Annotated in this window: 21 protein-coding genes; 8 read left to right on the top strand and 13 right to left on the bottom strand. The window is 68.0% G+C overall.

Annotated features, from left to right (window positions below; all coding sequences use genetic code 11):
• A partial coding sequence (locus tag HPA01S_RS23355; protein WP_245638637.1) for a YDG domain-containing protein occupies positions 1-2,678 on the top strand: 2,678 nt, incomplete at its 5' end.
• A 215-nt stretch (positions 2,679-2,893) separates the two neighbouring features.
• On the opposite strand, the gene HPA01S_RS12570 is transcribed toward HPA01S_RS23355, so the two are convergent.
• The 13 genes from HPA01S_RS12570 to HPA01S_RS12510 all read right to left on the bottom strand — a co-directional run bounded on the left by HPA01S_RS12570 (position 2,894) and on the right by HPA01S_RS12510 (position 18,544).
• The gene (locus HPA01S_RS12570) at positions 2,894-3,340 is read right to left on the bottom strand and encodes a GatB/YqeY domain-containing protein (protein WP_066270422.1); all 447 of its coding nucleotides are present in this window, start codon (positions 3,338-3,340) and stop codon (positions 2,894-2,896) included.
• Between the two features lie 101 nt (positions 3,341-3,441).
• On the bottom strand, positions 3,442-3,654 hold the full coding sequence (gene rpsU, locus HPA01S_RS12565) for a 30S ribosomal protein S21 (RefSeq protein WP_056273869.1): 213 nt from the start codon (positions 3,652-3,654) through the stop codon (positions 3,442-3,444).
• A 187-nt stretch (positions 3,655-3,841) separates the two neighbouring features.
• Complete coding sequence (locus HPA01S_RS12560) at positions 3,842-5,044, bottom strand: BaiN/RdsA family NAD(P)/FAD-dependent oxidoreductase (protein WP_066270420.1); 1,203 nt, start codon at positions 5,042-5,044, stop codon at positions 3,842-3,844.
• A gap of 55 nt (positions 5,045-5,099) precedes the next feature.
• Positions 5,100-6,227, bottom strand: coding sequence for a sterol desaturase family protein (locus HPA01S_RS12555; protein ID WP_066270419.1), 1,128 nt, complete (start codon positions 6,225-6,227; stop codon positions 5,100-5,102).
• Positions 6,228-6,283: 56 nt separating this feature from the next.
• Positions 6,284-7,072, bottom strand: a complete 789-nt coding sequence (gene cobA, locus HPA01S_RS12550) for a uroporphyrinogen-III C-methyltransferase (protein ID WP_066270418.1) — start codon at positions 7,070-7,072, stop codon at positions 6,284-6,286.
• A complete protein-coding gene (ybiB, locus tag HPA01S_RS12545) occupies positions 7,056-7,988 on the bottom strand; it encodes a DNA-binding protein YbiB (RefSeq protein WP_066270417.1) in 933 nt (310 codons plus the stop codon). Before ybiB ends, cobA begins: the two co-directional genes overlap by 17 nt.
• Before the next feature lie 66 nt (positions 7,989-8,054).
• A complete protein-coding gene (locus tag HPA01S_RS12540; protein ID WP_066270415.1) occupies positions 8,055-10,922 on the bottom strand; it encodes a nitrate reductase in 2,868 nt (955 codons plus the stop codon).
• 22 nt (positions 10,923-10,944) lie between these two features.
• Positions 10,945-11,358 carry a nitrite reductase small subunit NirD gene (nirD, locus tag HPA01S_RS12535; protein ID WP_066270412.1) on the bottom strand — a complete coding sequence of 138 codons (414 nt, stop codon included), beginning with the start codon at positions 11,356-11,358 and terminating at the stop codon, positions 10,945-10,947.
• Positions 11,355-13,844 (bottom strand): nitrite reductase large subunit NirB, encoded by a 2,490-nt coding sequence (gene nirB / locus HPA01S_RS12530; RefSeq protein WP_066270410.1) that lies wholly within the window; start codon positions 13,842-13,844, stop codon positions 11,355-11,357. The genes nirD and nirB overlap by 4 nt, the downstream gene beginning before the upstream one ends.
• Before the next feature lies 1 nt (position 13,845).
• Positions 13,846-14,652 carry an ABC transporter ATP-binding protein gene (locus HPA01S_RS12525; protein WP_066270409.1) on the bottom strand — a complete coding sequence of 269 codons (807 nt, stop codon included), beginning with the start codon at positions 14,650-14,652 and terminating at the stop codon, positions 13,846-13,848.
• Complete coding sequence (gene ntrB, locus HPA01S_RS12520) at positions 14,649-15,584, bottom strand: nitrate ABC transporter permease (RefSeq protein WP_066270407.1); 936 nt, start codon at positions 15,582-15,584, stop codon at positions 14,649-14,651. The genes HPA01S_RS12525 and ntrB overlap by 4 nt, the downstream gene beginning before the upstream one ends.
• A gap of 26 nt (positions 15,585-15,610) precedes the next feature.
• On the bottom strand, positions 15,611-16,912 hold the full coding sequence (locus HPA01S_RS12515) for a CmpA/NrtA family ABC transporter substrate-binding protein (RefSeq protein ID WP_084360654.1): 1,302 nt from the start codon (positions 16,910-16,912) through the stop codon (positions 15,611-15,613).
• A 351-nt stretch (positions 16,913-17,263) separates the two neighbouring features.
• A complete protein-coding gene (locus HPA01S_RS12510; RefSeq protein ID WP_066270405.1) occupies positions 17,264-18,544 on the bottom strand; it encodes a nitrate regulatory protein in 1,281 nt (426 codons plus the stop codon).
• A 67-nt stretch (positions 18,545-18,611) separates the two neighbouring features.
• Between HPA01S_RS12510 and tsaD the strand changes: the two genes are divergently transcribed.
• The 7 genes from tsaD (at position 18,612) to tpiA (ending at position 26,964) form a co-directional block, all read left to right on the top strand.
• Complete coding sequence (gene tsaD / locus HPA01S_RS12505) at positions 18,612-19,712, top strand: tRNA (adenosine(37)-N6)-threonylcarbamoyltransferase complex transferase subunit TsaD (RefSeq protein ID WP_066270458.1); 1,101 nt, start codon at positions 18,612-18,614, stop codon at positions 19,710-19,712.
• A 132-nt stretch (positions 19,713-19,844) separates the two neighbouring features.
• Positions 19,845-21,155, top strand: coding sequence for a branched-chain amino acid ABC transporter substrate-binding protein (locus HPA01S_RS12500; RefSeq protein ID WP_066270403.1), 1,311 nt, complete (start codon positions 19,845-19,847; stop codon positions 21,153-21,155).
• A gap of 22 nt (positions 21,156-21,177) precedes the next feature.
• The gene (locus HPA01S_RS12495; RefSeq protein WP_066270401.1) at positions 21,178-22,380 is read left to right on the top strand and encodes a pyridoxal phosphate-dependent aminotransferase; all 1,203 of its coding nucleotides are present in this window, start codon (positions 21,178-21,180) and stop codon (positions 22,378-22,380) included.
• A 148-nt stretch (positions 22,381-22,528) separates the two neighbouring features.
• The gene (gene rpsO / locus HPA01S_RS12490) at positions 22,529-22,795 is read left to right on the top strand and encodes a 30S ribosomal protein S15 (protein ID WP_066270399.1); all 267 of its coding nucleotides are present in this window, start codon (positions 22,529-22,531) and stop codon (positions 22,793-22,795) included.
• Between the two features lie 258 nt (positions 22,796-23,053).
• The gene (pnp, locus tag HPA01S_RS12485; protein ID WP_066270397.1) at positions 23,054-25,186 is read left to right on the top strand and encodes a polyribonucleotide nucleotidyltransferase; all 2,133 of its coding nucleotides are present in this window, start codon (positions 23,054-23,056) and stop codon (positions 25,184-25,186) included.
• Positions 25,187-25,206: 20 nt separating this feature from the next.
• Positions 25,207-26,196: an NAD(P)H-quinone oxidoreductase gene (locus HPA01S_RS12480; RefSeq protein ID WP_066270395.1), complete on the top strand. Its 990-nt coding sequence runs from the start codon at positions 25,207-25,209 to the stop codon at positions 26,194-26,196.
• Positions 26,197-26,217: 21 nt separating this feature from the next.
• Complete coding sequence (gene tpiA / locus HPA01S_RS12475; RefSeq protein ID WP_066270393.1) at positions 26,218-26,964, top strand: triose-phosphate isomerase; 747 nt, start codon at positions 26,218-26,220, stop codon at positions 26,962-26,964.
• Positions 26,965-26,972 lie beyond the last annotated feature (8 nt).

The raw sequence follows: 26,972 nt of genomic DNA, 5'->3' as shown, positions 1-26,972 counted from the left end.
TGGTGGTGAACTGGAGTGCGGCCAGCTTCGCCGACAAGAACGTGGGCACCGGCAAGGCGGTGGCGTTGAGCGGCGTCACGCTCAACGGTGCCGACGCGGCCAACTACAGCGTCGCCACCAGCGGCACCACCAGTGCGGACATCACCGCACGTCAGGTGTCGGTGAGCGGCCTGAGCGCGGCGAACAAGACCTACGACGGCACCTCGACCGTCAGCATCCTCGACTGGGGGACTGCCATCACTGGCGTGAACGACGAGACGCTGGCGCTCTCGCGCACCGGTGCCTCCTTCTCGCAGGCCGGCGCCGGAACCGGCCTGACCGTCACGGCCAGTGGCTACGCGCTGGCCGATGGCACCCACGGTGGCCTGGCCAGCAACTACCAGCTGACCAGCAGCACCGCCACAACCACGGCCGACATTCTGCGGGCACCGTTGAGCGTGATCGCCCACAACGACGCCAAGCTGGTCACGCAAACCGACGCCGCCGGCTACCAGGGCGTGACCTACATGGGCTTTGTGAACGGCGAAGGTGCCGGTGTACTGGGCGGGGCTTTGTCCGTCGCGCGCAGCAATGCGGGCGTGGAGGGCGCCGGCACCTATGCCGGTGTGCTGCACGCGTCGGGGTTGAGTGCCAGCAACTACAGCATTGCGTACCAGGCGGGTAACTACACCATCGTGCCCGCAGAGCGTCTGCTGGTCCGGGTGCAGCCTCAGCAGTCGGTCTATGGCAGCGCCGCCGGCTACGCCATCGCCAGTGCCGAGTACCTTGCCAGCGACGGCAGCACCATCGTCACGCTCTCGCCGACCAGCCTGGGCGCCAATCGCTTCTCTCTCAGCGACGGCGCGGGCGGCACGGCCAGCTTCACGCTGGACACCACCGGCGCGGCCACCAGCAGCGCCGGCCATCTGGTGACCGGGCTCCACACCATGGGTGCCACCCAGGTCAACCAGGTCGGCAGCAACTTCAGCGACCAGTTCGTGGTGGTGGGCCAGCACACGGTGACGCCCAAGGCCCTGACCGCCAGCGCCAGCGGTGGCATCAGCAAGGTGTACGACGGCACCACGGCCATGAATGGCGTGACGCTGAGCCTGGCGGGCCTTGAAGCCGGGGACCATGTGGCGGTGGATGGTGCGGGCAGCTTCGCCAGCCGTAACGCCGGCAACAACGTGGCTTACACCATCAGCGGGCTGCTGCTCTCCGGCAGCGACGCCGCCAACTACCAGTTGCCCGCGGGCAGCAGCTTCACCGGGACGGACGGCCAGATCACGCCGCGCGCGCTGCAGGTGGGCTACACCGGTGTGAACAAGACCTACGACGGCAACACGGTGGCCACCGTGACCACCAGCGACAACCGCATCGGCGGCGACACGCTGGTCGTGACATGGGGCTCGGCCAGCTTCGCGGACAAGAACGTGGGTACCGGCAAGACCGTGACGCTGAGCGGCGTCACCCTGGATGGCGCCGACGCAGCCAACTACAGCGTGGCCGCCAGCGGCACCACCAGCGCGGACATCACCCGGCGCGACACCGCCACCTGGATCGGCGGCAGCGACGGCAACTGGTTCGACCCCGCCAACTGGGCCGACGGCGCCATTCCCGACCTGGCCAACGTGGCCCACGTCATCATCCCCAACGGTGTCACCGTGCGCTTCGACACCACGGGCGCCGTCGCACCCGCGGAGGCCTCAGCCCCGGTGGTGATCGACAGCCTGGGCCAGGGCGGCCACCTGGTGCAGGCCGATGGCACGCTGAACGTCGGTCCTGGTGGTGTGCGGCTGGACAGCCTCACGCAGAACGGCGGCCGCCTGGACAGCCAGGGCGGCATCGATCTTGGAAGCTTCACCCAGACCGGCGGCGACACCCGCACCGATGGCGACTTCACGGTCAGCGATGGCTACAGCCAGGGCGGCAGCGGAAGCGTGAGCGCTGGCGGCAACGTCAGCATCACCGACACCACCGGCGGCATCACCCTGGGCAACCTCCAGGCCGGCGGCGATCTGCATGTGGTCAGCACGGGCGGCGACGTCACCCAGGCCGCAGGCACGGCCATCCACGCGAGTGGACAAACCCATGTGAACGCGGGGGGCAGCAACATCCTGCTGAACAACGGGGGCAACCAGTTTGCAGGCCCCTTCAGCGCCAGCGGGCACGACATCCAGGTGGCCAGCAACGGCGTGCTCACACTCGGCCAGGTGCAAGCCAGCGGTCAGGCCAGGTTCAGTGGCATCGTGATCGACCCGGTGTCCAGCGTGCTGCGGGCGATGCCGCTTGCGCAGCCATCCCTGGTGCTGCCCGTGCGCGAAGCGGCGCTGGCGACGCAAGTCCGGACTGGTTCTTCCGAGCGCACGGCGGACGGCATTGTCGTCGCGCTGCTCAGGGTGCCGACCGAGGGAAGCGAAGGGCAATTCAACGTGTGGGTGCCCGAGGAGATGGCGGCCAGCGGCTTCCAGGTTGCGCTGTCGCCGGCCCTCACCGAAGGCCTGGTGCGCGAAACACCCATCACCGCCACCTTGCCGAACGGCGCACCGCTGCCGGCGTGGCTGCGCTTCCTGCCCGAGACACGCTCCTTCGTGGCCTCGGCCATGCCACCCGCGGCCTTGCCATTGGATGTGATCGTGACCATTGGCGCGCAGCGCACGCGCGTCCGCATCATTCCGGGGAGCCTGTCTCGTTCATGATCCGGCCCCGGTCGTGATGCGCCTTCAAGCCCTGGGGGCGGCGCTGGTCTTCTGCCGATACGGTGCTCGGCGGTGCCGGTGCCGGTGCCGGTGCCGGTGCCGGTGCCGGTGCCGCCACGCCGCTGACGCCGGTTGGCCTGCGCGCTCTGCGGTTTCAGGGCGTGCAGCGCTTCCGGGTGCTTGGCCCAAGCGGAGGGCAGCGCTGGCGTTGAGCCTCAGCCTGCCAGAGCGGCCTTCACGGCGGCCGAGACCTGGCCCATGTCGGCCTTGCCGGCCAGGCGGGCTTTCACCGCGCCCATGACCTTGCCCATGTCGCCCGGGCCCTTGGCACCCAGCTCGGCGACGATGGCTTTGACTTCGGCCGTCACCTCGTCGGCCGACAGGCGCGCCGGCAGGTAGGGCTGCAGGATGGCGATCTCGGCCGCTTCCTGGGCCGCCAGATCGGCGCGGTTGCCTTGCTCGAAGGCCGCGATCGAGTCCTTGCGCTGCTTGAGCATCTTGTCGAGCACCGCGATCACCGCCGCGTCGTCGAGCTCGATGCGCTCGTCCACTTCCTTCTGCTTCACGGCGGCCTGCAGCAGGCGCAGGGTGTCGCGGCGCGGCGCGTCCTTGGCCAGCATGGCGGCTTTGATGTCCTGGGCGATCTGTTCTTTGATCGACATGGCGGGAGTCCTTGTGAAATGGGGAATCGGAAATCAAAAAAGCCCGCTTGAGCGTCCTCCAGCGGGCTTTGGCGCGACCGGGACGGGCCCGGTGGCTACGCTCAGTACAGCTTCTTCGGCAGCTGCATCGAACGCACACGCTTGTAGTGGCGTTTGACGGCGGCGGCCTTCTTGCGCTTGCGCTCGGCGGTCGGCTTTTCGTAGAACTCGCGGGCGCGCAGGTCGGTCAGCAGGCCGAGCTTTTCGATGGTGCGCTTGAAACGGCGCAGAGCGACGTCAAAGGGTTCGTTGTCTTTTACACGGATGGTCGTCATTGGCGAAAGATATCCAGAATGCGCGGAAAGAGGATGTACGGGAAGATCGGGCCCGGGCGTCGTTTCCGCAAAATGTCCCGTCATTAACTAGTATTGGCAGACGGGGATTTGCCAGCAAAGCCAGGGATTATAGCCATTTCCCCGCGCACAGCCACCGTTTTTGCAGCCACAGCGGTGCGCGGGAGGCTCAAAGCGCCTGGGCGCAGGCGTGGGCGCTGGCCCAGGCCCACTGGAAGTTATAGCCGCCCAGCCAGCCGGTCACGTCGACCACCTCACCGATGAAATACAGGCCGGGCTGTTTCGATTCCAGGGTCTGCGAGGAGAGTTCTCGCGTGTCCACCCCACCCAGGGTGACCTCGGCTTTTTTGTAGCCCTCGGTGCCGGTGGGGGCGATCTCCCAGCGCGACAGGCGCTCGGCCAGCCGGGCCAGCGCCTTGTCGGTGGTGTCCGCCACCGGGCGCTGCCAGTCGGCGTCCTGCTGCACCCAGGCGTCGGCCAGGCGGCTGGGCACCAGGGCGGCGAGTTCGTTGGCCAGCAGCTTGCGTGAGCTGGCCTTGGCGCGTGCCAGCGCGGTGGGCAGTTCGGTGTCGGGGGCCAGGTTGAGCCGGATCGGGGTGCCTTCGCGCCAGTAGCTGGAGATCTGCAGCACCGCCGGGCCGGACAGGCCGCGGTGGGTGAACAGCAGGTCTTCCAGAAACGCCATGCGGTTTTTCTTGTCGCCGGTCTCGATGCGCACCGGCAGCGCCAGCCCGGCCAGGCCGGCGTAGGGCGCCCAGCCGTCGCCGTCGAAGGTGAGTGGCACCAGCCCTGGTTGCCGCTCCACCAGGCGCAGGCCGAACTGGCTGGCGATGCGGTAACCGAAATCGCTGGCGCCGATTTTCGGAATCGACAGGCCGCCGGTGGCCACCACCAGCTTGCGGCCACGCACCGGGCCGCGTTCGGTGTCGAGTTCGTAGAGTCCGTCACCGCCCTGGCGCACCGCTTTCACGCCGCAGGGCTGCCAGCGCTGCACGCCGCCGGCATCGCATTCGCGCAGCAGCATCTGGATCAGGTCGTCGGCCGAGTGGTCGCAGAACAGCTGGCCCTTGTGCTTCTCGTGGAAAGGGATGCCGTGGCGCTGCACCAGCGCGATGAAGTCGGCCGGCGTGTAGCGCGACAGTGCCGAGCGGCAGAAGTGCGGGTTGGCGCTCAGGAAGTGCTTGTGCGGCGCTTGCGGATCGAGTTCGCGGTTGGTGAAGTTGGCGCGGCCGCCGCCCGAGATACGGATTTTCTCGGCGACCTTCTCGCTGTGGTCCAGCACCAGCACGCGCTGGCCGCGCTGTCCTGCGACACCGGCACAGAACAGACCGGCCGCGCCGGCGCCGATGACGATGGCGTCAAATTCTTGCATGGCGCGCAGTGTAGGCGCACCGGGGAACCGGGCTGCTGTGCTTGGCGCGCGAGCCTCAGCCTTTCCAGGTGAAAGGGAAGGCGAGTTGCTTCAGAAAACCCTTGGGCACGTAGTCGCCCAGCACGCCGTAGCGCTCGGGCCACATCCGCGGGCTGTTGACCGCGGTGCCGAAGAGGTGGTCGAGGAAAGCGTAGTGCGCGGCGTAGTTCCTGTCCAGCGCTTCCTGGTCCTGGCTGTGGTGCCAGTGGTGGAAGTTGGGCGTGACGATGAGGTAACGCAGCGGCCCCAGGCGCACGCTCACGTTGGCGTGGTTGAACACCGCCTGGAAGCCGACCACGATGATGTAGGCGTCGATCACTTCCTTGGAAAAGCCCAGCAGGTAGATCGGGCCCAGCACCAGGGTGCGCGTGATGATGGTCTCCAGGATGTGCTGGCGCGAGCCGGCCATCCAGTCCATGTGTTTGGTGCTGTGGTGCACCGCGTGCAGGCGCCAGAGCAGCGGCACCTCGTGGTAGGCGCGGTGCGTCCAGTACTGGGCCAGGTCGGCCACCAGGATGATGAGCGGCAGCGCGGCCCAGAACGGCAGGGTGGCGATCCAGCCGCGCACGCCATCCACCGGCACCCAGCCGAAGATGTTGTGCACCAGCAGGTTGGTGGCCAGCAGCATGAAGCCGATCACCATGTGGTTGACGATGAAGTGGTGGAAGTCGGTCTGCCACTCGGGCCGGAACACCGGCTGGTCCTTGCGCAGGGCGAACAGCTTCTCGATGAAGATGAAGATCAGCGACGAACCCAGCAGGTCGAGGATGAACCAGTCCATGCCGATGTAGGGCGTGTGGTCGGGGAAGTTCGGGTCCACCTCCACCTGGTGCCCGCCCAGCAGCGCGCCGAGCACCACCAGCCCGAAGGCGAAGGCCGAGAGCCAGCGCGCGCGGTTGAACAGCACGTTCACCAGGCTCAGGCCGCCGGCCACCACCATCGCGACGAACAACAGCTGGCGCATCAGCGCCACGTCGTACTGCTTGCGCAGCTCGGGCGTGGTGAGGTACTGCGGGAAATGAAAGGCCATCACGCCCAGGAAACACAGGATGGCCAGCGTGAGCGCAATGACACCGGTGACCAGGCCGCGCCCCGGGCGCAGCGCACCGTGGCTTTCGGTGAATTGATTGAGTTTTTTCAGCATGTTTTCCCCCTCTTTGCATGCGCCCATGGGCGCCCCGGGCGGGAGTGTAGCGGCGCTCAGGCGCTGCGGGGGACGGCCTGCGGGGCCTGCTGCATGGCGGCGATGCCGCTCACCACATCACCGACCACGATCACGGCCGGGCTGCCCAGGCCCTCGGATTCGATGGTGGCGTGCAGCTGCGCCAGCGTGGTCACCGCATGGCGTTGCTGCGGCAGGCTGGCGTGCTGGATCACCGCCAGCGGCGTGTGTGCCGGCAGGCCGGTCAGCAGGTCTTGCTGGATCTGCGCCGCGCTGGACACGCCCATGTAGATCACCAGCGTGAGCTTGGCGTCGCGCGCGGTGGCGGCGAGGGCCTGCCAGTCGGTGCCGCTGTCACCCGGCTTGGCGTGGCCGGTGACGAAGACCACGCCGTGCGCGTGCTCGCGGTGCGTGAGCGGCACGCCCAGCGAGGTCAGCCCGGCCAGGCCGGCGGTGATGCCGTTGACCACCTGCACCTGAATGCCGGCGGCGCGCAGGTGTTCCACCTCTTCACCGCCGCGGCCGAAGATGAAGGGATCACCACCCTTGAGGCGCACCACCATTTCGCCTTCGCGGGCCGCCATCACCATGAGTTTTTCGATGAAGGCCTGCGGCGTGCTCTTGCAACCGCCGCGTTTGCCCACGTGCACGATGCGCGCCTTGGGCGAAGCATGGTCCAGCACGGCGTCGCTCACCAGGTCGTCCACCAGCAGCACGGTGGCCGCCGCAATGGCCTTGACGGCCTTGAGCGTGAGCAGCTCGGGGTCGCCAGGGCCGGCGCCCACCAGTGCGACGGTGCCGGGCAGGAATTCAGACGGAGAGGGCATGGTGGCTAAGGGGTTCATGTTGCGCCAGCGCCTGCAAGATGTGTTCCACCTGCAGGGCGATCGGCGTGGGAATGGCCTGGCTGCCGTCGAGCACGGCGCGGATGTAGGCGGCGGTGGACGCGGCATCCACCGCCGGCAGCGATGGCAGCTTGGCGAGTGGTCCGTCCTGCTGCGCCTGCACCTCGGTGCGCTGGCCGTCGCGGAACACCTCCATGCGGGGCGTGCGGCGCGCATCGGCCACGCACTCGCCTTCGGTGCCTCGCAGCAGCAGCGCGTGTGCGCCGGTGAGCGACCAGGTGGCCGCCATGGAGGTGGCGTACTCGGGGTGCGTGTAGCTGCCGACCAGGAAGGCGCGGCCGGCGCACGGGTTCATGAGCTTCACCAGACTGTGCGCCGGGTTGCGCAGGCCGACCACACGGCGCACATCCAGCAGGCGCTTCAGGCCCGGGAGCAGCACCTCGGTCGGCACGTAGGCAACGTCGCCGGCGCGCAGCGTCGGCACCTCGGTGGCGCTCGGTATGTCAAGCATCTCCAGCACCTGGGGCGCGATCACGCGCTGCGTTTCGGTGGCGGTGCCGTGCACCAGCACCGCCGCACCACGCTGCGCCAGCAGCAGGGCCAGCAAGGGTGTGAGCACCGGCAGCTTGCGCGCGCCGTTGTAGCTGGGCAGCACCACGGTGGTGAGGCCGTTGTCGGGCAGGCGGTGCAGGCGGGCGTGTGTCGCGTCCAGGAAGCCGGCCATCTCTTCGGGCGTTTCGCCCTTGATGCGCATGGCCAGGCAGAAGCCGCCGACTTCGAGGTCGGTCACGGCGCCGTCCAGCACCTGGCCGAACAGGTCTGTGGCCTGCTCGCGCGTGAGCGGACGCGCGCCGTCCTTGCCGCGGCCGATTTCCTTGATGTAGTGGCTGATGCCCATGGCGCGCGATTGTGAGGGAAAGTTGATGACTTCGAGTTATATGCTCATTGCGCCAAGACACAGGCCTCAGGCGGTCTGCAGCGCCGGCACCGCGCGCACCAGGCGCTTGAGTTCGGGCACGCAGGAGCCGCAGTTGGTGCCGCAGCGCAGCGCCGCCTGCAGGCTGGTCAGGCGTTGGTCGTCATTGCCTTCGCATTTCTGCAGTTTGGCCCGGATGGCGTCTTCGGTCACGTTGAAGCAGGTGCAGACCTGCCGGCCCTTGGCCACCACCGCCACCGGTGCCTTGGCGCCGGGCATCAGCAACAGGCGGCCGTAGGCGCCGGCGGGCAGTTCGTCCTGCAGCAGGGGTTTGATCCACACCTCCGCGCGTGTGTCGCCGCCGAGCAGAAAGGCGTCGAGCCGCGTGAGCTCGCCCTCGCGCACCAGGCGCGCGGTGCGGCGCTGGCCAAGGCGCTTGTCGGCGTAGCGCAGCACGTCGGTGCCGTTGAGGCCGAGCAGGGCTTCGATGCGTTCGATCAGCGCCGGCTCGGGCGCCTCGTGCGCGGCGGCGCGGAACAGCACGCCGGTGCGTTCCCGGTCGGCCGCCTCGGCCAGTGGCACACCGTTGGAGAACGGCACGCAGCTCGCAAACGAAAACTCGGCCATCAGCGAGCGCAGCGCTTCGCGCGTGGCCAGTGCGCTGTGTTGCGGCAGCCAGGCCAGGGCCAGCAGTGTCCACGGCAGTTCGGCCTTGAGCACCTTCACCGCCGCGTGCTTGAGCTCGGGTTGTTTGGACGTGGGGCAGTAGGCCGAGGTGGTGAGCGCGTTGATGCCGGCCAGCGGTTCGCCGGTGCTGCTGCGCCCGCTCAGGTACTCGGGGCCCCAGTGCATGGCGACGAAGGCTTGCGACAGGCCGATTTCGTCCGAGCCCCATGCGGGCACCAGGATGGAGCCGCGTTTGCTGGTGATGTGCACCAGGTCGCCGTCCTTCAGGCCGCGGCGCTCCATGTCTTGCGGGTGCAGTTGCACCAGCGGTTCAGCCACGTGGCCGAACAGGCGGCCCAGCGTGCCGGTGCGTGTCATGCCGTGCCACTGGTCGCGCAGGCGGCCGGTGGTGAGCGAGAACGGGTACCGCGATTCGCGCGGCTCGGCCAGCGGCACGAAGGGCAGGGCGGCGAAGCGCGCGCGGCCGTCGGGCGTGGGGAACACGCCGTCTTCGTACAGGCGTTGTCGGCCCTGCGTGTCGCCGGGCATGAAGGGCCACTGCTGCGGGCCGTGCTGCTCCAGCAGCGCGTAGCTCAGGCCGCCGATGTCGAGGTCGCGCCCGCGGGTGGACTCGCGGTGTTCGAGCCAGATGCTTTCGGCGTCGCGGTAGGGGAACAGCGTGGGCTGGTCCGGACGCAGCCGGGCTTCGAGCCGTTGTGCGAAATCAACCACGATGCGCCAGTCGTGCCGCGCCTGGCCGGGTGCGGGCACGGCCGGGCGCACGCGGCTGATGCGCCGCTCGCTGTTGGTGACGGTGCCGTCCTTCTCGCCCCAGGTGGTGGCGGGCAGCAGCAGGTCGGCGTGGTCGCAGGTGGCGGCGCTGGCATAGGCTTCCTGCACCACGACGAACTCGGCACGCTGCAGCGCGCGGCGCACCGTGGCCTGGTCGGGCATGGACTGGGCCGGGTTGGTGCAGGCGATCCACAGCGCTTTCACCTGCCCGTCGGCCGCGGCCTGGAACAGCTCCACCGCGCTCAGGCCCGGTTCCTCAGGTACCGAAGGCAGGCCCCAGAGCGCCGCCACTTCGGCGCGGTGCTGGGGGTTGGACAGGTCGCGGTGCGCGCTCAGCAGGTTGGCCAGCCCGCCCACTTCGCGCCCGCCCATGGCGTTGGGCTGGCCGGTGAGGCTGAACGGGCCGGCGCCGGGTTTGCCGATCTGGCCGGTGGCCAGATGCAGGTTGATCAGCGTGGCGTTCTTCGCCGTGCCGCTGCTGCTCTGGTTCAGGCCCTGGCAGTAGAGGCTGAGGGTGGGCCGCCGCGCGCCCTGGCCCTCCACACCGGCAAACCATCTGGCGGCGGTGAACAGGTCTTCTTGCTGGAGGCCACAGGCCTGTGCCACGCGTTCGGGCGTGTGGTCGCGCACCAGCGCCTTGAGGGCGTCGAAGCCGCTGGTGTGGTTGGCGATGTAGGCGGCGTCGGTCCAGCCCTCCCACAGCATGATGTGCAGCAGGCCGTGGAACAGCAGCACGTCGCTGCCCGGTTGCAGCGGCAGGTAGAGGTCGGCGAAGCCGGCGGTGTCGGTGCGGCGCGGGTCGGCCACGATCACCTTCATGGCGGGGTTGGCCTGCTTCGCGGCTTCGATGCGCCGGAACAGCACCGGGTGCGCAAAGGCCGCGTTGCTGCCGACGAAGAACAGGCATTGCGCGTGGTTCACGTCGTCGTAGCAGGCCGGTGGTGCGTCGGCACCCAGCGTGGCCTTGTAGCCGGCCACCGCGCTGCTCATGCACAGGCGCGAGTTGGTGTCGACGTTGTTGGTGCCGATCAGGCCCTTGGCCAGTTTGTTGAAAGCGTAGTAGTCCTCGGTGAGCAGCTGGCCGCTGATGTAGAAGCCGACCGCGTCGGGGCCGTGGCGTTGGATGACCGAGGCAAAACGTTCGCTCGCCAGATCCAGCGCCGCATTCCAGGCCAGCGCCTCGGGCGCTGCGCTGCGCTGCAGGCGCTGCATGGGTTGCAGCAGGCGGGTCTGCTGCGCCAGGGCGGGCGCGGCGGTGAGGTGCAACGTCTGGCCCTTGGTGCAGAGCTTGCCGAAGTTGGCCGGGTGTAGCGGGTCACCGCGCACGCCGGTGATCTGGCTGCCCTCGGTCTCGATGATGACGCCGCAGCCCACGCCGCAATACGGGCAGGTGGAGCGCGTGAGCTGTCTTGCTCCCTTTTCCTCCTCCTCTGAGAGAGGGCCGCCTCCGGAGCGCACTGGCACGGGGAAGGCCCTCACCCTAGCCCTCTCCCAGCGGGAGAGGGGACAAGGCACGCCGCGCCGGGCCGGCGACGGGGCGGGTGAGGTCGATGGCCTGTGTGGCGAGTTCGTGCGCGTCGAGGTGCACCACGCCGCCCTTCACGTCCACCGCAAAACGCGGCGTGCAACCCTCGTCCGGTTCGCGCGCGCAGCCGCTGTCCAGGCCGATGGTCCAGTTGTGCAGCGGGCAGGCAACCTGGGTGCCGAAGACGATGCCCTGGCTCAGCGGGCCGCCCTTGTGCGGGCAGCGGTCGAGCAGGGCAAACACCTCGTTCTGTGCGTTGCGGAACACCGCCACATCCAGCCCGTGTTCGCGTTGCACGCAGCGCGAGCCGAGCACGGGGATGTCGTCCACGCGGGCGATCGGAATCCAGCTGGGGGTATGGGTTCTCATGCCGCACTCCCTTCGAGCGAAACCGCCTTGATCGGAATGAACTGGCGCGTGTCCACCGCCGCCTTCTGGTGTTCGAACCACGGGTCGGGTTCACCGTCGAGCGCGAACTGCAGCTGTTCCCACAGCGCCTTGCGGCCATCGGCGTCGTCGAGGATTTTTCTCTTCACGTAGTCGAGGCCGACGCGGTGCACGTAGTGCACGGTGCGCTCCAGGTACCAGCCCTCCAGGCGGTAGAGCTGCATGAAGGCGCCCGTGTACTCCAGCACTTCTTCGGCGGTCTTGAGCTTGACGAAGAACTCGGCCACCTCGGTCTTGATGCCGCCGTTGCCGGCCACGTACATCTCCCAGCCCGAGTCGACGCCGATGATGCCCACGTCCTTGATGCCGGCCTCGGCGCAGTTGCGCGGGCAGCCGCTCACCGCGAACTTCACCTTGTGCGGCGCGTACATGCGCCACATGGCGCGCTCCAGGTCTTTGCCCATCTGCGTGCTGTCCTGCGTGCCCATGCGGCACCACTCGCTGCCCACGCAGGTCTTCACCGTGCGCAGGGCCTTGGCGTAGGCGTGGCCGCTGGGCATTCCGATGTCGTTCCACACCGCCTGCAGGTCTTCCTTCTTCACGCCCAGCAGATCGATGCGCTGGCCGCCGGTGACCTTCACGGTGGGGATCTTGTACTTGTCCACCGCGTCGGCGATGCGGCGCAGTTCGTCGGCGGTGGTCTCGCCGCCCCACATGCGCGGGATCACGCTGTAGGTGCCGTCCTTCTGGATGTTGGCGTGTGCGCGTTCGTTGATGTAGCGGCTCTGCGGGTCGTCCTTCGCCTCTTTCGGCCAGGTGCTGATGAGGTAGTAGTTCACGGCCGGGCGGCAGGTGGCGCAGCCGTTGGGCGTGCGCCAGCCCAGGCCTTTGAACACCGCGCCGATGCTCAGCAGCTTGCTGTCGCGGATGGCGTCGCGCACCGCCTGGTGGCCGTGGTCGGTGCAGGCGCACATGGCCTTGAGTTTGGGTGTGGCCGAGTAGTCGCCGCCGGCAGTGAACATCAGGATCTGTTCCACCAGACCCGTGCACGAACCGCAGGACGCGCTGGCCTTGGTCTGCTTGCGCACCTCTTCCAGCGTGAAAAGGCCCTTGTCCTTGATGGCCTTGCAGATGCTGCCCTTGGTGACGCCGTTGCAGCCGCAGACCTCGTCGCTGTCGGCCATGGCGGCGGCCTTGCTATGGCCCTGGTGGCCGACGTCGCCGATGTTCGATTCACCGAACATCAGGCGGTCGCGGATGTCGGCCACGCTGCGGCCGTCGCGCAGCAGCTTGAAGTACCAGCTGCCGTCCACCGTATCGCCGTAGAGGCAGGCGCCCACCAGCTTGTCGCCCTGGATCACCAGCTTCTTGTAGACGCCGCCCGAGGGGTCGCTCATGACGATCTCCTCGGTGTCGCTGCCGCCGGTGAAGTTGCCGGCGCTGAACAGGTCGATGCCGGTGACCTTGAGCTTGGTTGATGTGAGAGAGCCGACGTAACGGCCGATGCCGAACTCGGCCAGGTGCGTGGCCAGCACCTTGCCCTGTTCGAACAGCGGTGCCACCAGGCCGTAGGCGATGCCGCGGTGCGCCGCGCATTCGCCCACCGCGTAGATGCGCGGGTCGGTCACGGTCTGTAGCGTGTCGCTCACCACGATGCCCTTGTTCACATGCAGGCGCATGGCTTCGGCCAGCGCGGTGTTGGGGCGGATGCCCACCGCCATCACCACCAGGTCGGCGGCTCGTTCGCTGCCGTCCTTGAAGCGGATCGCTTTCACCCGGCCCGCTTCGTTGCCCACCAGCGCCTGCGTCTGCGCGCCCATCAGGAACTGCATGCCGCGCTGTTCCAGCGACTGCTGCAACAGCTTGCCGGCCACGTCGTCGAGCTGGCGCTCCATCAGCCAGGGCGCGACGTGCACCACGCTCACCGTCATGCCGCGCTTCATCAGACCGTTGGCCGCTTCCAGGCCGAGCAGGCCGCCGCCGATGACCACCGCATGCTTGTATTGCGTGGCCGCGTCGATCATGGCCTGGGTGTCGGCGATGTCGCGGTAGGCCAGCACGCCCTGCAGATCGCGGCCCGGGATCGGCAGCATGAAGGGGTTGGAGCCGGTCGCCATGATGAGGCGGTCGTAGGGCGCTTCGATCACGCCGCCCAGGCCGTCGCTGGCGCGCACGATGCGCCTGACGCGGTCGACCTCGGTCACGGTCTTGCCGGCGTGCAGGGTGATGCCGTGCCCGCTGTACCAGGCCCAGTCGTTGAGCACGATCTCGTCCAGCGTCTGCTCGCCCGCCAGCACCGGCGAGAGCAGGATGCGGTTGTAGTTCGGGTGCGGCTCGGCGCCGAACACCGTGATGTCGTACAGGTCGGGCGCGATCTTGATCAGCTCTTCGAGCGTGCGCACGCCGGCCATGCCGTTGCCGACCATGACCAGCTTCATCTTTTGTGGGGTGGTGACGCGTTTGTCCATGTCAGGCCACCTTTTCCACATGCGCCTGGCGCGTGTACAGGAAGTCGATCACCGCCTTGCGCGCGCTCTGGTAGGCCGGGTCGTCGGCCAGGGCGACGCGGTAACGCGGGCGCGGCAGCTCCACGCTGAGCACCTCGCCGATGGTGGCGGCCGGGCCGTTGGTCAGCATCACGATGCGGTCGGAGAGCAGCACGGCTTCGTCCACGTCGTGCGTCACCATCACCACTGTGCTGCGCGTGCGCGCCACGATCTCCAGCAGTTCGTCCTGCAGCTTGGCGCGGGTGAGCGCGTCGAGCGCACCAAAGGGTTCGTCCATGAGCAGCACCTTGGGTTCCATCGACAGCGCACGCGCAATGCCCACGCGCTGCTTCATGCCGCCGGAGATTTCGCCGGGGCGTTTCTGGGCGGCGGGCGTGAGGCCGACCAGGGCCAGCGCGGCCTCGGTGCGGGCCTTGAGTTGCGCCTTGTTTTCGTTCGCACCAAACACGCGCTCGACCGCGAGGTAGACGTTTTCGAAGCAGGTCAGCCAGGGCAGCAGCGAGTGGTTCTGGAACACCACCGCGCGCTCCGGGCCGGGGCCGGCGATTTCGCGGTCGGCACACAGCAGCACACCGGCGGTGGGCGTGGTCAGGCCGGCGATCAGGTTGAGCAAGGTGGACTTGCCGCAGCCCGAGTGGCCGATGAGCGTGATGAACTCGCCTTTGGCCACGTTGAGGTGGATGTCGCGCAGCGCCGGGAAGTTGCCCTTGCGGGTCTTGAAGGTCTGCTCGACGCCCTGGATCTCGATGTACTTCGTGGGCTCGCTCATGACTTCACCTCGTCGAACGTGAACAGGGTGGCCAGCTTGATCAGGCCGAACTCCAGCACCAGGCCCACGATGCCGATCACGAAGATGGCGATGATGATGCTGGCGACGTTGAGGTTGTTCCACTCGTCCCAGATCCAGAAGCCGATGCCGACGCCGCCGGTCAGCATCTCGGCGGCCACGATCACCAGCCAGGCCGTGCCGACTGCGAGGCGCACACCGGTCAGCAGGTAGGGCAGCACGGCGGGGAACAGGATCTTGGTGAAGATCTTCCACTCGCTCAGGTTGAGCACGCGCGCCACGTTCATGTAGTCCTGCGGCACACGTTGCACGCCCACCGCGGTGTTGATGACCATGGGCCAGATGGAGCAGATGAAGATGGTCCAGATGGCGGCCGGGTTTGCGCCCTTGAAGACCAGCAGGCCGATCGGCAGCCAGGCCAGCGGCGAGACCGGGCGCAGCAGGCTGATGAGCGGGTTGAACATGCGGCTGAGGAACTCGAAGCGGCCGATGGCAAAACCCGCCGGAATGCCGACCAGCGCGGCCAGGCCGAAGCCGATGGCCACGCGCTGCAGCGACATCAGCACGTTCCAGCCCACGCCCTGGTCGTTCGGGCCGGCGCGGTAGAACGGGTCGGAGAACACGCTGACCGCCTGCGTCCAGGTGGCCAGCGGCGTGGGGATGCCGCTCTCGCCCGTGCCCGCCACCAGCGCCCAGACGATCACCAGGAAGACCAGGCCGAAGAGCGGCGGCAGCACCGCGCGAAAGAAACCACCGAAGTGATCGCGCCAGGGGGTGGGTGGGGCGCTGCGCGGCGCCACGGCAGCAGGCGTTGGCGCAGGGGCGGTGGCAGCAACGGTTGCGGCCGGTTTGTGGACCGGCACGGCGGCAGGCGCCACTGGCTCCAGCGGGGTGTGAAAGACGGCACTGACCATGGTGTTCCTCCGTTGCTGCAACGTGCTCAGGCCGCCGCGTTGATCTTGAAGCTGTCGGCGTACTTGGCCGGGTCCTTGCCGTCCCACACCACGCCGTCGATGAACTTCGCGCTGCGCAGCTCCGACTTGGGCAGCGCCGTCTTGCTGGCGGTGGCGGCCTGTTTGAAGATGTCGATGCGGTTGACCTGTTTGGCCACGGCCAGGTAGTCGGGGTGCGACTTGAGCAGGCCCCAGCGCTTGTGCTGGGTGAGGAACCACATGCCGTCGCTCAGGTAGGGGAAGTTCGCCGCGCCGTCGTTGTAGAACTTCATGTGGTTGGGGTCGTCCCAGGTCTTGCCCAGGCCGTTTTGGTAGCGCCCCAGGATGCGCTGGTTGATCGCGTCCACGCTGGTGTTCACGTAAGAGCGCTGCGCGATGGTCTCGGCCATCCTGTTCTTGTTCTGCAGGCCGGCGTCGATCCACTTGCCCGCTTCAAGAATCGCGGCGGTCACGGCGCGCGCGGTGTTCGGGTTCTTCTGCACGAACTCGGCCGTGGTGCCGAGCACCTTCTCGGGGTGGTCCTTCCAGATGTCCTGCGTGGTGTTGGCGGTGATGCCGATGCCGTCCATGATGGCGCGGTGGTTCCAGGGTTCACCGACGCAGAAGCCGTCCATGTTGCCCACGCGCATGTTGGCCACCATCTGCGGTGGCGGCACCACGATGGCGCGCGTGTCCTTCATCGGGTCGATGCCGGCGGCGGCCAGCCAGTAGTAGAGCCACATGGCGTGGGTGCCGGTGGGGAAGGTCTGCGCGAAGGTGTATTCGCGCTTCTCGGTCGCCATCAGTTTGGCCAGCGACGGGCCGTCCACCGCGCCTTTGTCGGCGAGCTTCTTCGACAGCGTGATGGCCTGGCCGTTCTGGTTCAGGTTCATCAGCACCGCCATGTCCTTCTTCGGGCCGGCGGTGCCGAGCTGCAGGCCGTAGACCAGGCCGTAGAGCACGTGCGCCATGTCCAGCTCGCCGTTGACGAGCTTGTCGCGCACACCCGCCCAGCTGGCTTCCTTGGTGGGCACGATCTTCACGCCGTACTTCTTGTCGAGGCCGAGCTCGGCCGCCATCACCACGCTGGCGCAGTCGGTCAATGGAATGAAGCCGATCTTCACCTCGGTCTTCTCCGGCGCGTCCGAGCCCGCGGCCCAGGCCCCGTGGTGGCCCAGCGTGGAGAAGAGGGCGGTGGTGCCGATGGCACTGCCCTGTTTGATGAACTGCCGGCGCGAGGCGCCCGTGGTCTCGGCGCTCGCTGCGCTGGCCGGGGTGTCGTCGGCCGGGGTGGGGGTGCCTGCGTTCATGTCCAACTCCTTGCTGATAAAAAAACGGTGCCCAAAAGCACAACGGCGCCCATCTCCGAGCTGCAAAACGCAAACTGGAGATGGACGCCGTTGTCCGTGTGTCTGGGAAGACGATGGAAAGCCGGACCGCCATTGGCCCGGTTTCCCTTGCCTGCTTCAAAGCAGCTACCGTGCCAGCTTCAGGCTTGTGCCGCGCCTGGGTGTCAGAAGTTGGATTTCAGAGGGCAAGCGCCGCGGCCGGGCCGACCCGTTGGGCGCTGAAGCGGTGGCGTCAGGGCTTCAAACTGGTGCGGCGGCGGGCGGAGGCACGTTATTTGTGCACCGCAGCACCGCAGGCATCGCTAAGGGCTTTCAGCGCGGGCGGGCCGGCAACACGTCGGCCATGGCCAGCACCGCCTCGGCCACTTCGATCAACCGGCGGTTCTGGTTCATGGCCATCTGGCGCATGGTCTTGTGCGCTTCTTCTTCGCTGAGCTGGCGGTGCGCCATCAGCAGGCCCTTGGCGCGTTCGATCAGCTTGCGCTCGTTCAGGCTGGCGCGCACCGTGTCCAGCTCTTCGCCCATCGTCTGCAGGCGGCGCGCCTGTTCCTGCACCAGTTCAAGGATGGAGCGCTCCAGCTGCAGGCCAAAGGGCTGGGTGGCGGTGCCATAACCGTTGGGTTCCACCACCGCGCTGCTGGCCGGCGTGTCCTGGAAGAAAGACATGTCATCGGCCTCGCGCGTGGCGCTGGCGCTGAGCGACTGGTAGGCGTCGAGCTCGGCTTGCGCGATGGCGATCTTGTCCCTGCAGGCGCGCAGCAGGTCGAGCGCGAGGCGGTCTTCCACCAGCTTCATGCCGTCCATGCGCTGGCTGCAGCAGTCGAACCAGGGCTGGCAGAGCTGCACCCTCAGCGGCGCCTGGGGTGCCGCGGTGCAGAGCACGCGGCGCAGGCGTTCCAGCTCGGCCAGCGTGGCACTGGCCTGGCTGGCCACCCAGAGCGCTTCGGCCTCGGGGCGCGCGAACTCGACGAAGACCTGCAGGCAACGCTCCTGCGATTCGATCAGGTGCAGCAGGCGCTGCTGCTCGCCCGCGTCGGCCAGGCCGCTGGCGAACAGGACCGCGCCGGTGGCGCGCTCCTGGCCGGCGAACTCCTTGCCCTGCATGAAGTTGAACAGCGCCACCAGCAGGCGCGAAATCTCGGGGTTGCTGGCGCTGTCGGCGGCTTCGAACACCAGCGCCAGCAGGCCGGCGATCAGGCGCACGTAGGCGTCGGTGGATTGGCGCGCACTCCATTGCAGCGTGCCGACGCGCTCGCGCAGGCCGGGCAGGGCGTCCAGCCCGTGCAGCACGTAGGCGATGCGGCTGAACAGGCGTGCGCCATGGCCGATGCCGGTGGCGTCGGTGTCCAGGCTGTCAAAGCAGGCGCGCAGCTCGGCCTCGATGGCCACGCACTGTTCGATCTGCTGCTCGCGCTGCGCGCTGAACTGGCTCCCCCGCGAGCCGATGTGCAGGTTGGACAGGCCGCGCTCGCGCTGCAGGCCGTGGATCAGCCGTGCGGTCACGTTGACCAGGGCGCTGGTGAGCGAGAGCTGCTGCAGCTCGGCGATTTCGCAGCGTTTGGCGGCGACCAGGAAATGCAGGCCGGTGGTCATGGAGCAGGGCGTGGGGTGGATGAACCCACGGGACGAGCAACAAGCGTGCCGCCCGTACACTTCCGGCATGCGGATTTTGGGAATCGAATCGTCCTGCGACGAAACCGGCGTGGCCCTGGTGGATGCCAGCGGCAGCGCCACACCCCGGCTGCTGGGCCATGCCCTGCACAGCCAGATTGAAATGCACCAGGCCTATGGTGGCGTGGTGCCCGAGCTCGCCAGCCGCGACCACATCCGCCGCGTCCTGCCACTCACCGACGCCGTGCTGGCGCAGGCCGGCCTGCCGCTGTCGGCGGTGGACGCGGTGGCCTACACGCGCGGCCCCGGCCTGGCCGGCGCGCTGCTGGTCGGCTCGGGCGTGGCCTGTGCCCTGGGGTTTGCGCTCGACAAGCCGGTGATCGGCGTGCACCACCTGGAGGGCCACCTGCTGTCGCCCTTCCTGAGTGCCGACCCACCCGAGTTTCCTTTTGTCGCGCTGCTGGTCTCGGGCGGCCACAGCCAGCTGATGCGCGTGGACGGCGTGGGCCGCTACGAGCTGCTGGGCGAAACCATCGACGACGCCGCCGGCGAAGCCTTCGACAAGTCGGCCAAGCTGCTCGGCCTGCCGTACCCGGGTGGCCCGGCGCTCTCGCGCCTGGCTGTGCAGGGCGATGCCCAGGCCTACAAGTTCCCGCGCCCGCTGCTGCACAGCGGCGACCTCGACTTTTCCTTTGCCGGCCTGAAGACGGCGGTGCTGACCCAGGTGAAACGCCTGGCCCATGCCAGCCTGGATGGCCCGGCCACCCTGCACCTGGCCGACCCGCTGAGCGCGCAGCAGAAGGCCGACGTGGCGGCCAGCGTGCAGGCCGCCATCGTCGAGGTGCTGGTGAAAAAATCCTTCATGGCGATCCGCCAGACCGGTTTGCGCCGTCTGGTGGTGGCCGGCGGTGTCGGTGCCAACGCCCTGCTGCGCGAGCAGCTGGGTGCCGCCTGCGCCAAGGCCGGTGTGCGCGTGCACTACCCCGAACTGCACCTGTGCACCGACAACGGCGCCATGATCGCGCTGGCCGGCGGCATGCGGGTGCAGGCCGGCCTGGCCGATGGTGATGCCTTCGACGGCGCCTACCGCTTCGACGTGAAGCCACGCTGGCCGCTGTCCGAACTCGGGCCGGCCGTGTTGCCGGCCTGATGGCCGCGGCGGGGATGCACGGCAACCCCGTCCAGTAGACTGCGCGCCTGTCACCCGGGCGACACCTTTGCGCAGACTGTCGTCCCTGCCCACTCTTCCTGTGCGCTTTCGCTCTCACGAGCCCTTTCCCGTATGAACCACCTGCTTCAAACCCTTTCGTCCGTGCGCCGCCGTGCGCTCGTGGTCACGCTCGCCGGTGCCCTGGGCGGCGTACTGTTGCCGGCCATGGCCGCCACACCGCCCACGGGCGCGCCGATCCGCATCGGCATGATCGAAGGCCTGTCCGGCCCCTTCGCCAACACCGGCGAGGCGGTGTTCCGCAACCTGGTCTGGGCCACGGAACGCGTCAATGCGCGCGGCGGCGTGAAGCTGCCGGGTGGCAACCGGCCGCTGGTGATCGAGCGTTTCGACAGCAAGGGCCAGACCGAAGAATCGCTGTCGGCCCTGCGCTCGGCGCTGGACCGCGGCATCACCATCGTGACCCAGGGCAACTCCTCGGCCGCGGCCAGCGCACTGCTGGAAGCCATCAACAAACACAACGAGCGCGACACCGCGCGCCAGGTGCTGTTTCTCAACTACTCGGCCGGTGACCCGGTGCTCACCAACGAGAAGTGCAGCTTCTGGCACTTCCGTTTCGACCCGCATGCCGACATGCGCATGGGCGCGCTGATGAACGTGCTGCGCGAAGACAAGCAGCTCAAGAAGGTGTACCTGATCGGCCAGGACTACAGCTTTGGCCAGGCCGTGTTGCGCGAGGCGCGCAGCCAGCTGGCCGAGCAGCGGCCCGACATCAGCATCGTGGGCGAAGAGCTGCACCCGGTCGGGCGCGTGAAGGAGTTCCTGCCCTACGCCGCCAAGATCAAGGCCAGCGGCGCCCAGGCCGTGCTCACCGGCAACTGGGGCAACGACCTCACGCTGCTGGTCAAGGCCGCGCGCGAAGCCGGCTACGAGGGCAGCTTCTACACCTTCTATGGCAACGCCCTGGGTGCACCCGCCGCCATGGGCGACGCCGGCATCGGCAAGGTGATCGCGGTGGCCGACTGGTTCCCCAACGTGCCCACGGCCGAGTCCGAGGCCTTCTACCGCTCGTTCCGCGAACGTTTTCCCAAGCCCGCCGACGACTACGTGCACATGCGCATGCAGCTGATGATCGAATCGCTGGCGCAGGCGATCGAGCGCGCCGGTGCGGCCGGCCCCATCAACGCCGCCAGCATCGCCGCGCAACTGGAAAAAGCCGACGTCACCCTGGCCGGGCAACGCGCCCGCATGCGCGCCGCCGACCACCAGTTTCAGCAGTCGCTGGCGGTGGCGGTGATGGACCGCCAGGGCGCGCCCGGCGTGCAGTTCGACGTCGAGGGCTCGGGCTACGGCTTCCGGGTGATCCGCAACCTGTCTGCACAGCAGGCCGAACAGCGCCACAGCTGTAACATGCAGCGACCCTGACCAACCCGACAAGCGAGTGCCGATGAGACCTGTGGTGGAGCAACTGGAAGCCTCGCGCATCCGCGAGGTGGCGAACGAAGGCCTGGGACGGGCCGACGTGCTCAAGTTCTGGTTCGGCGAGAGCGACGAGGTCACGCCGGCCTTCATCCGCGACGCGGCCGTGGCCTCGCTGCACGCCGGCGAAACCTTCTACGCCCACAATCTCGGTCTGCCGGAGCTGCGCGAGGCCCTGGCCGCCTACACCGACGGCCTGCACCCGGGCCGCGGCACGGCGCACTGGCAGGACCGGCTGGCCGTCACCTCCGGCGGCGTGAACGGCCTGATGCTGGCGTCACAGGTGCTGCTGGAAGCGGGTGACGAGGTGGTGGTGGTCACGCCGGCCTGGCCCAACCTGGTGGCGCAGCCGCGCATCATGGGCGCGCGCGTCACCTGCATGCCCTTGCGCGTGCAGGCCGATGGCCCACGTGCCGGCGCCTGGGTGCTGGACCTGGACGCCTTGCTGGCCGCCATCACGCCGGCCACGCGCCTGCTGGTCGTCAACGCGCCGAACAACCCCACCGGCTGGACCCTGAGCCGCGCCGAACAGGCCGCCATCCTGGCCCATTGCCGGCGCACTGGCACCTGGATCCTGGCCGACGAGGTCTACGAGCGCCTGTATTTCGCGGGCGACACGCCCAACGGAGCGGCCCCCAGTTTTCTGGACGTGGCCGATGCGGACGACCGCGTCATCGTCGCCCACAGCTTCTCCAAGAGTTTTCTCATGACAGGCTGGCGCCTGGGCTGGCTCGTGCTGCCGCCGGCGCTGACCAACCCGGTGGGCAAGCTGATCGAATACAACACCTCCTGCGCGCCGGTGTTCGTGCAGCGCGCCGCCACGGTGGCGCTGCAGCGCGGTGCCGAGGTGACCCCGGCCCTGGTGGAGCACCTGCGCCGCTGCCGCGACACCCTGGTGCCGCTGCTGCGCGAACTGCCGGGCGTCACGCTGGCCGAGCCGCAGGGTGGCATGTACGCCTTCTTCCGCCTGGCCGGCCAGGACGACTGCCTGGACGTGGCCAAGCGCCTGGTGCGTGAGGTCGGCCTCGGCCTGGCGCCGGGCAGCGCCTTCGGCCCCGAGGCCGCCGGCTGGCTGCGCTGGTGTTTCGCCAGCCGCGACACCGACCGGCTGGTGCAGGGCGTGAACCGCCTGCGGGGCTGGCTGGCCGCCGGGGAAGCACGCGCGGCCTGAGCCGCCGCCTGGTCTATAATCCGCGGTTGCTGTCTTCACGGACGGCAAATTCACGCCCATTGCGGCGGCAGGCGCTGGACCCGGTCCCGCCCTTGCGCGCTGCGACGGGACGCATGTCACGCCAGGCAACTGGCCTCAGGAAATCAACATGATCGCTCAATCCATCAAAGCCGAAGTGGTCGCGGCCAACGCCCGCGCCGCCAACGACACCGGCAGCCCTGAAGTGCAAGTCGCACTGCTGACCGCCCGCATCAACGAACTCACCCCTCACTTCAAGACCCACGCCAAGGACCACCACGGCCGCCGCGGTCTGCTGCGCATGGTGAGCCGTCGCCGCAAGCTGCTCGACTACCTCAAGTCCAAGGACGCAGAGCGTTACCTCGCCCTGATCAAGAAACTGGGCCTGCGCAAGTAATTGGACACGCCGTGACGCACGAAACGCCTGAGTTGGTTCGCTGGCTCGGGCGTTTTTTGCTTGTCGACGGCACTTTTTGATTCCGGAGCCCCGATTACAGAGCGAAGCTGTGTCATTCCAAACAGGTTGTGCGCCATGCGTCGCGCGCACTGCCGGTCTGGAATGGCATCGTGTTCTGGGTTGAGTCTCCGGGTTTTGTGCAGCCAGCCTGCATGCTCGGCCCCTGCCACTGGCGGGGGCGCTTAACGGAGAGACAACATGAGCTTGTTCAACAAAGTCACCAAGACCTTCCAATGGGGGCCGCACCAGGTCACGATGGAAACCGGCGAGATCGCACGCCAGGCCACCGGTGCCGTGCTGGTCAACATCGACGACACCGTGGTGCTCGCCACCGTGGTCGCCAAGACCGAAGCCAAGGCCGGCCAGGACTTCTTCCCGCTGACCGTGGACTACACCGAGAAGTCCTACGCCGCCGGCAAGATCCCCGGCAGCTTCTTCAAGCGTGAAGGCCGCCCGAGCGAACTCGAAACGCTGACCTGCCGCCTGATCGACCGCCCGATCCGCCCGCTGTTCCCCGAAGGTTTCTACAACGAAGTGCAGGTCATCGTGCACGTCGTCAGCCTGAACCCTGAAGTGCAGGCCGACATCGCTGCGATGATCGCCACCTCGGCCGCCCTGGCCGTCAGCGGCATCCCGTTCAACGGCCCGATCGGCGCTGCCCGCGTGGGTTACGTCAACGGCGCCTACGTGCTGAACCCGGGCCAGACCCAGCTGAAAGACAGCCAGCTCGACCTCGTCGTCGCCGGCACTGAATCCGCTGTGCTGATGGTGGAATCCGAAGCCGACCAGCTGTCCGAAGACATCATGCTGGGTGCCGTGGTGTTCGGCCATGAGCAGGGCAACATCGCCATCGCCGCCATCAACGACCTGGTGCGCGAAGCCGGCAAGCCGGCCTGGGACTGGCAGCCGCCCGCCAAGGACGAGCCGCTGATCGCCAAGATCGACGGCCTGGCCAAAGCCAAGCTCGAAGCCGCTTACCAGATTCGCAACAAGCAGGCCCGCACCCAGGCCTGCCGCACCGCTTACGCCGACGTCATGGCCGCGCTGAAGGCCGAAGGTGTTGAGTTCGACAGCGTGGCCGTTGAAGCCCTGCTGTTCGAAATCGAAGCCAAGATCGTGCGTGGCCAGATCCTGGCCGGCGAGCCGCGCATCGACGGTCGCGACACGCGCACCGTGCGCGCCATCGAAATCCGCAACGGCGTGCTGCCGCGCACTCACGGCTCGGCCCTGTTCACCCGTGGTGAAACGCAGGCGCTGGTGGTGGCCACGCTCGGTACCGATCGCGACGCGCAGCGCATCGACGCGCTGGCCGGCGAGTTCGAAGACCGCTTCATGCTGCACTACAACATGCCTCCCTTCGCCACTGGCGAAGCCGGCCGCTTCGGCACGCCCAAGCGCCGCGAAATCGGCCACGGCCGCCTGGCCAAGCGCGCGCTGATCGCCGCCCTGCCGAGCAAGGAAGACTTCCCTTACACCATGCGTGTGGTGTCGGAAATCACCGAGTCCAACGGCTCCTCGTCGATGGCATCGGTGTGCGGCGGCTGCCTGGCGCTGATGGACGCCGGTGTGCCGATGAAGGCCCACGTGGCCGGCATCGCCATGGGCCTGATCAAGGACGGCAACCGTTTTGCCGTGCTGACCGACATCCTGGGCGATGAAGATCACCTGGGCGACATGGACTTCAAGGTCGCCGGCACCACCAACGGCATCTCGGCGCTGCAGATGGACATCAAGATCCAGGGCATCACCAAGGAAATCATGCAGGTCGCACTGGCCCAGGCCAAGGAAGCGCGCATGCACATCCTGGGCAAGATGCAGGAAGCCATGGGCGAAGCCAAGACCGAAGTGTCGAACTTCGCGCCCAAGCTGTTCACGATGAAGATCAACCCAGAGAAGATCCGCGACGTGATCGGCAAGGGCGGCGCCGTCATCCGCGCGCTGACCGAAGAAACCGGCACGCAGATCAACATCGACGAAGACGGCACCATCACCATCGCTTCGACCGACTCGGCCAAGGCCGACGAAGCCAAGCGCCGCATCGAGCAGATCACTGCCGAAGTGGAAGTGGGCAAGGTCTACGAAGGCCCGGTCACCAAGATCCTGGACTTCGGTGCCCTGATCAACCTGCTGCCCGGCAAGGACGGCCTGCTGCACATCAGCCAGATCGCGCACGAACGTGTCGAGAAGGTCACCGACTACCTGACCGAAGGCCAGGTGGTGCGCGTGAAGGTGCTCGAGACCGACGAAAAGGGCCGCGTCAAGCTGTCGATGAAGGCCCTGGCCGACCGCAACAGCGGCGAGCAGCAGCCTGCGCAACAGCCGCAAGCCTGAGTCCCTGGGCCGTGCCGGTGATGCAAGCGGTTGAAATCAGCGCCTTTGGCGCACCCGAAGTGCTGCGCCTGGGCGAACGCCCGGTGCCGGTGGCGGGTGCGGGCGAGGTGCTGATCCGTGTCAGCGCGTCGGGCGTGAACCGCCCCGACGTGTTGCAGCGCACCGGCAACTACCCGGTGCCACCGGGCGCGTCCGACATCCCGGGTCTGGAAGTGGCGGGCGTCATCGAGTCCGGCGACACGGCGGCCATGGCCGCCGCCGGTTTCAAACTGGGTGACCGCGTCTGCGCCCTGGTGGCCGGTGGTGGTTACGCCGCCTGGTGCGTGGCGCCGGTGGGCCAGTGTCTGCCGGTGCCCGAGGGTCTGGACGACATCGCCGCGGCTTCGCTGCCCGAGACCTTCTTCACCGTCTGGAGCAACGTGTTTGACCGCGGCCGTCTGCAGGCCGGTGAAACCCTGCTGATCCAGGGCGGCACCAGCGGCATCGGCGTGACCGCGATCCAGATGGCCAAGGCCCTCGGCGCGCGCGTGATCGCCACCGCCGGCAGCGACGAGAAGTGCGCCGCCTGCCTGCGGCTCGGTGCCGACCACGCGATCAACTACAAGACGCAGGACTTCGTGGCCGCGGTGAAGGAGATCACGGCCGGGCAGGGCGTCGACGTCATCCTCGACATGGTGGCGGGCGCCTACGTGGCGCGTGAAATCGAATGCCTGGCCGAAGACGGCCGGCTGGTGATCATCGCGGTGCAGGGCGGCATCAAGGCCGAGATCAACGCCGGCCTGGTGTTGCGCAAGCGCCTGACCATCACCGGCTCGACGCTGCGGCCACGGCCGCTGGCCTTCAAGTCGGCGATCGCCGCATCCTTGCGCGAACGTGTCTGGCCGCTGCTGGCCAGTGGCCGTATCCAGCCCGTGATCCACCAGGTGTTCCCCGCCGGCCAGGCCGCGCAGGCGCACACGCTGATGGAGTCCAACCAGCATGTGGGCAAACTGGTGTTGAGCTGGGCCTGAGCGCCCTTCAGAGAATCGAACATGAGAAAACTGATCGCAGGCAACTGGAAGATGAACGGCTCGCTGGCGGCCAACGCAGCGCTGCTCCAGGCCATGCTCGACGGCCTGGGTGGCAAGACGCCGGCCGCCGACATGGCGCTGTGCGCGCCCGCGCCGTACCTGGCTCAGCTGCAATCGCTGCTGCAGGGCAGCGCCATCGCATGGGGCGCGCAAGACGTGTCGAGCCACGAGCAGGGCGCCTACACCGGCGAAGTGTCGGTGGCCATGCTCAAGGAGCTGGGTTGCCGCTACGCCATCGTCGGCCATTCCGAGCGCCGCCAATACCACGGCGAGACCGATGCCCTGGTGGCCGCCAAGGCCCAGCGCGCGCTGGCCGGCGGCGTGACGCCCATCGTCTGCGTGGGCGAAACCTTGGCCGAACGCGATGCCGGTGAGACCGAGCGGGTGGTCAAACGCCAGCTGGCGGCCGTGATCCACGCCGTGGCGCACTGCACCAGCGAAATCGTGGTGGCCTACGAACCCGTCTGGGCGATCGGCACCGGCAAGACCGCTTCGCCCGAACAGGCGCAGCAGGTGCATGCGGTGTTGCGCGCGCAACTGGCCGCGGCCACCGAACATCCCGAGCGGGTGCACATCCTCTACGGCGGCAGCATGAACGCGGCCAATGCCGCCAGCCTGCTGGCCCAGCCCGACATCGACGGCGGCCTGATCGGTGGCGCTTCGCTCAAGGCGGCCGACTTCCTTCAGATCGTGGCTTCGGCCGCTTGAACAAACTT

Origin of the sequence: Hydrogenophaga palleronii NBRC 102513 (genome assembly GCF_001571225.1) — a bacterium.
Lineage (GTDB): Bacteria > Pseudomonadota > Gammaproteobacteria > Burkholderiales > Burkholderiaceae_C > Hydrogenophaga > Hydrogenophaga palleronii.
This window is presented reverse-complemented; position numbering and strand designations above follow the sequence as displayed.

Bases quoted from the DNA above. Each gene is read 5' to 3' on its own strand.
- HPA01S_RS12570 (WP_066270422.1), bottom strand. From the start codon at position 3,340: ATGTCGATCAAAGAACAGATCGCCCAGGACATCAAAGCCGCCATGCTG.
- rpsU (WP_056273869.1), bottom strand. From the start codon at position 3,654: ATGACGACCATCCGTGTAAAAGACAACGAACCCTTTGACGTCGCTCTG.
- HPA01S_RS12560 (WP_066270420.1), bottom strand. From the start codon at position 5,044: ATGCAAGAATTTGACGCCATCGTCATCGGCGCCGGCGCGGCCGGTCTG.
- HPA01S_RS12555 (WP_066270419.1), bottom strand. From the start codon at position 6,227: ATGCTGAAAAAACTCAATCAATTCACCGAAAGCCACGGTGCGCTGCGC.
- cobA (WP_066270418.1), bottom strand. From the start codon at position 7,072: ATGCCCTCTCCGTCTGAATTCCTGCCCGGCACCGTCGCACTGGTGGGC.
- ybiB (WP_066270417.1), bottom strand. From the start codon at position 7,988: ATGGGCATCAGCCACTACATCAAGGAAATCGGCCGCGGCAAGGACGGC.
- nirD (WP_066270412.1), bottom strand. From the start codon at position 11,358: ATGAGAACCCATACCCCCAGCTGGATTCCGATCGCCCGCGTGGACGAC.
- nirB (WP_066270410.1), bottom strand. From the start codon at position 13,844: ATGGACAAACGCGTCACCACCCCACAAAAGATGAAGCTGGTCATGGTC.
- HPA01S_RS12525 (WP_066270409.1), bottom strand. From the start codon at position 14,652: ATGAGCGAGCCCACGAAGTACATCGAGATCCAGGGCGTCGAGCAGACC.
- ntrB (WP_066270407.1), bottom strand. From the start codon at position 15,584: ATGGTCAGTGCCGTCTTTCACACCCCGCTGGAGCCAGTGGCGCCTGCC.
- HPA01S_RS12515 (WP_084360654.1), bottom strand. From the start codon at position 16,912: ATGAACGCAGGCACCCCCACCCCGGCCGACGACACCCCGGCCAGCGCA.
- HPA01S_RS12510 (WP_066270405.1), bottom strand. From the start codon at position 18,544: ATGACCACCGGCCTGCATTTCCTGGTCGCCGCCAAACGCTGCGAAATC.
- tsaD (WP_066270458.1), top strand. From the start codon at position 18,612: ATGCGGATTTTGGGAATCGAATCGTCCTGCGACGAAACCGGCGTGGCC.
- HPA01S_RS12500 (WP_066270403.1), top strand. From the start codon at position 19,845: ATGAACCACCTGCTTCAAACCCTTTCGTCCGTGCGCCGCCGTGCGCTC.
- HPA01S_RS12495 (WP_066270401.1), top strand. From the start codon at position 21,178: ATGAGACCTGTGGTGGAGCAACTGGAAGCCTCGCGCATCCGCGAGGTG.
- rpsO (WP_066270399.1), top strand. From the start codon at position 22,529: ATGATCGCTCAATCCATCAAAGCCGAAGTGGTCGCGGCCAACGCCCGC.
- pnp (WP_066270397.1), top strand. From the start codon at position 23,054: ATGAGCTTGTTCAACAAAGTCACCAAGACCTTCCAATGGGGGCCGCAC.
- HPA01S_RS12480 (WP_066270395.1), top strand. From the start codon at position 25,207: ATGCAAGCGGTTGAAATCAGCGCCTTTGGCGCACCCGAAGTGCTGCGC.
- tpiA (WP_066270393.1), top strand. From the start codon at position 26,218: ATGAGAAAACTGATCGCAGGCAACTGGAAGATGAACGGCTCGCTGGCG.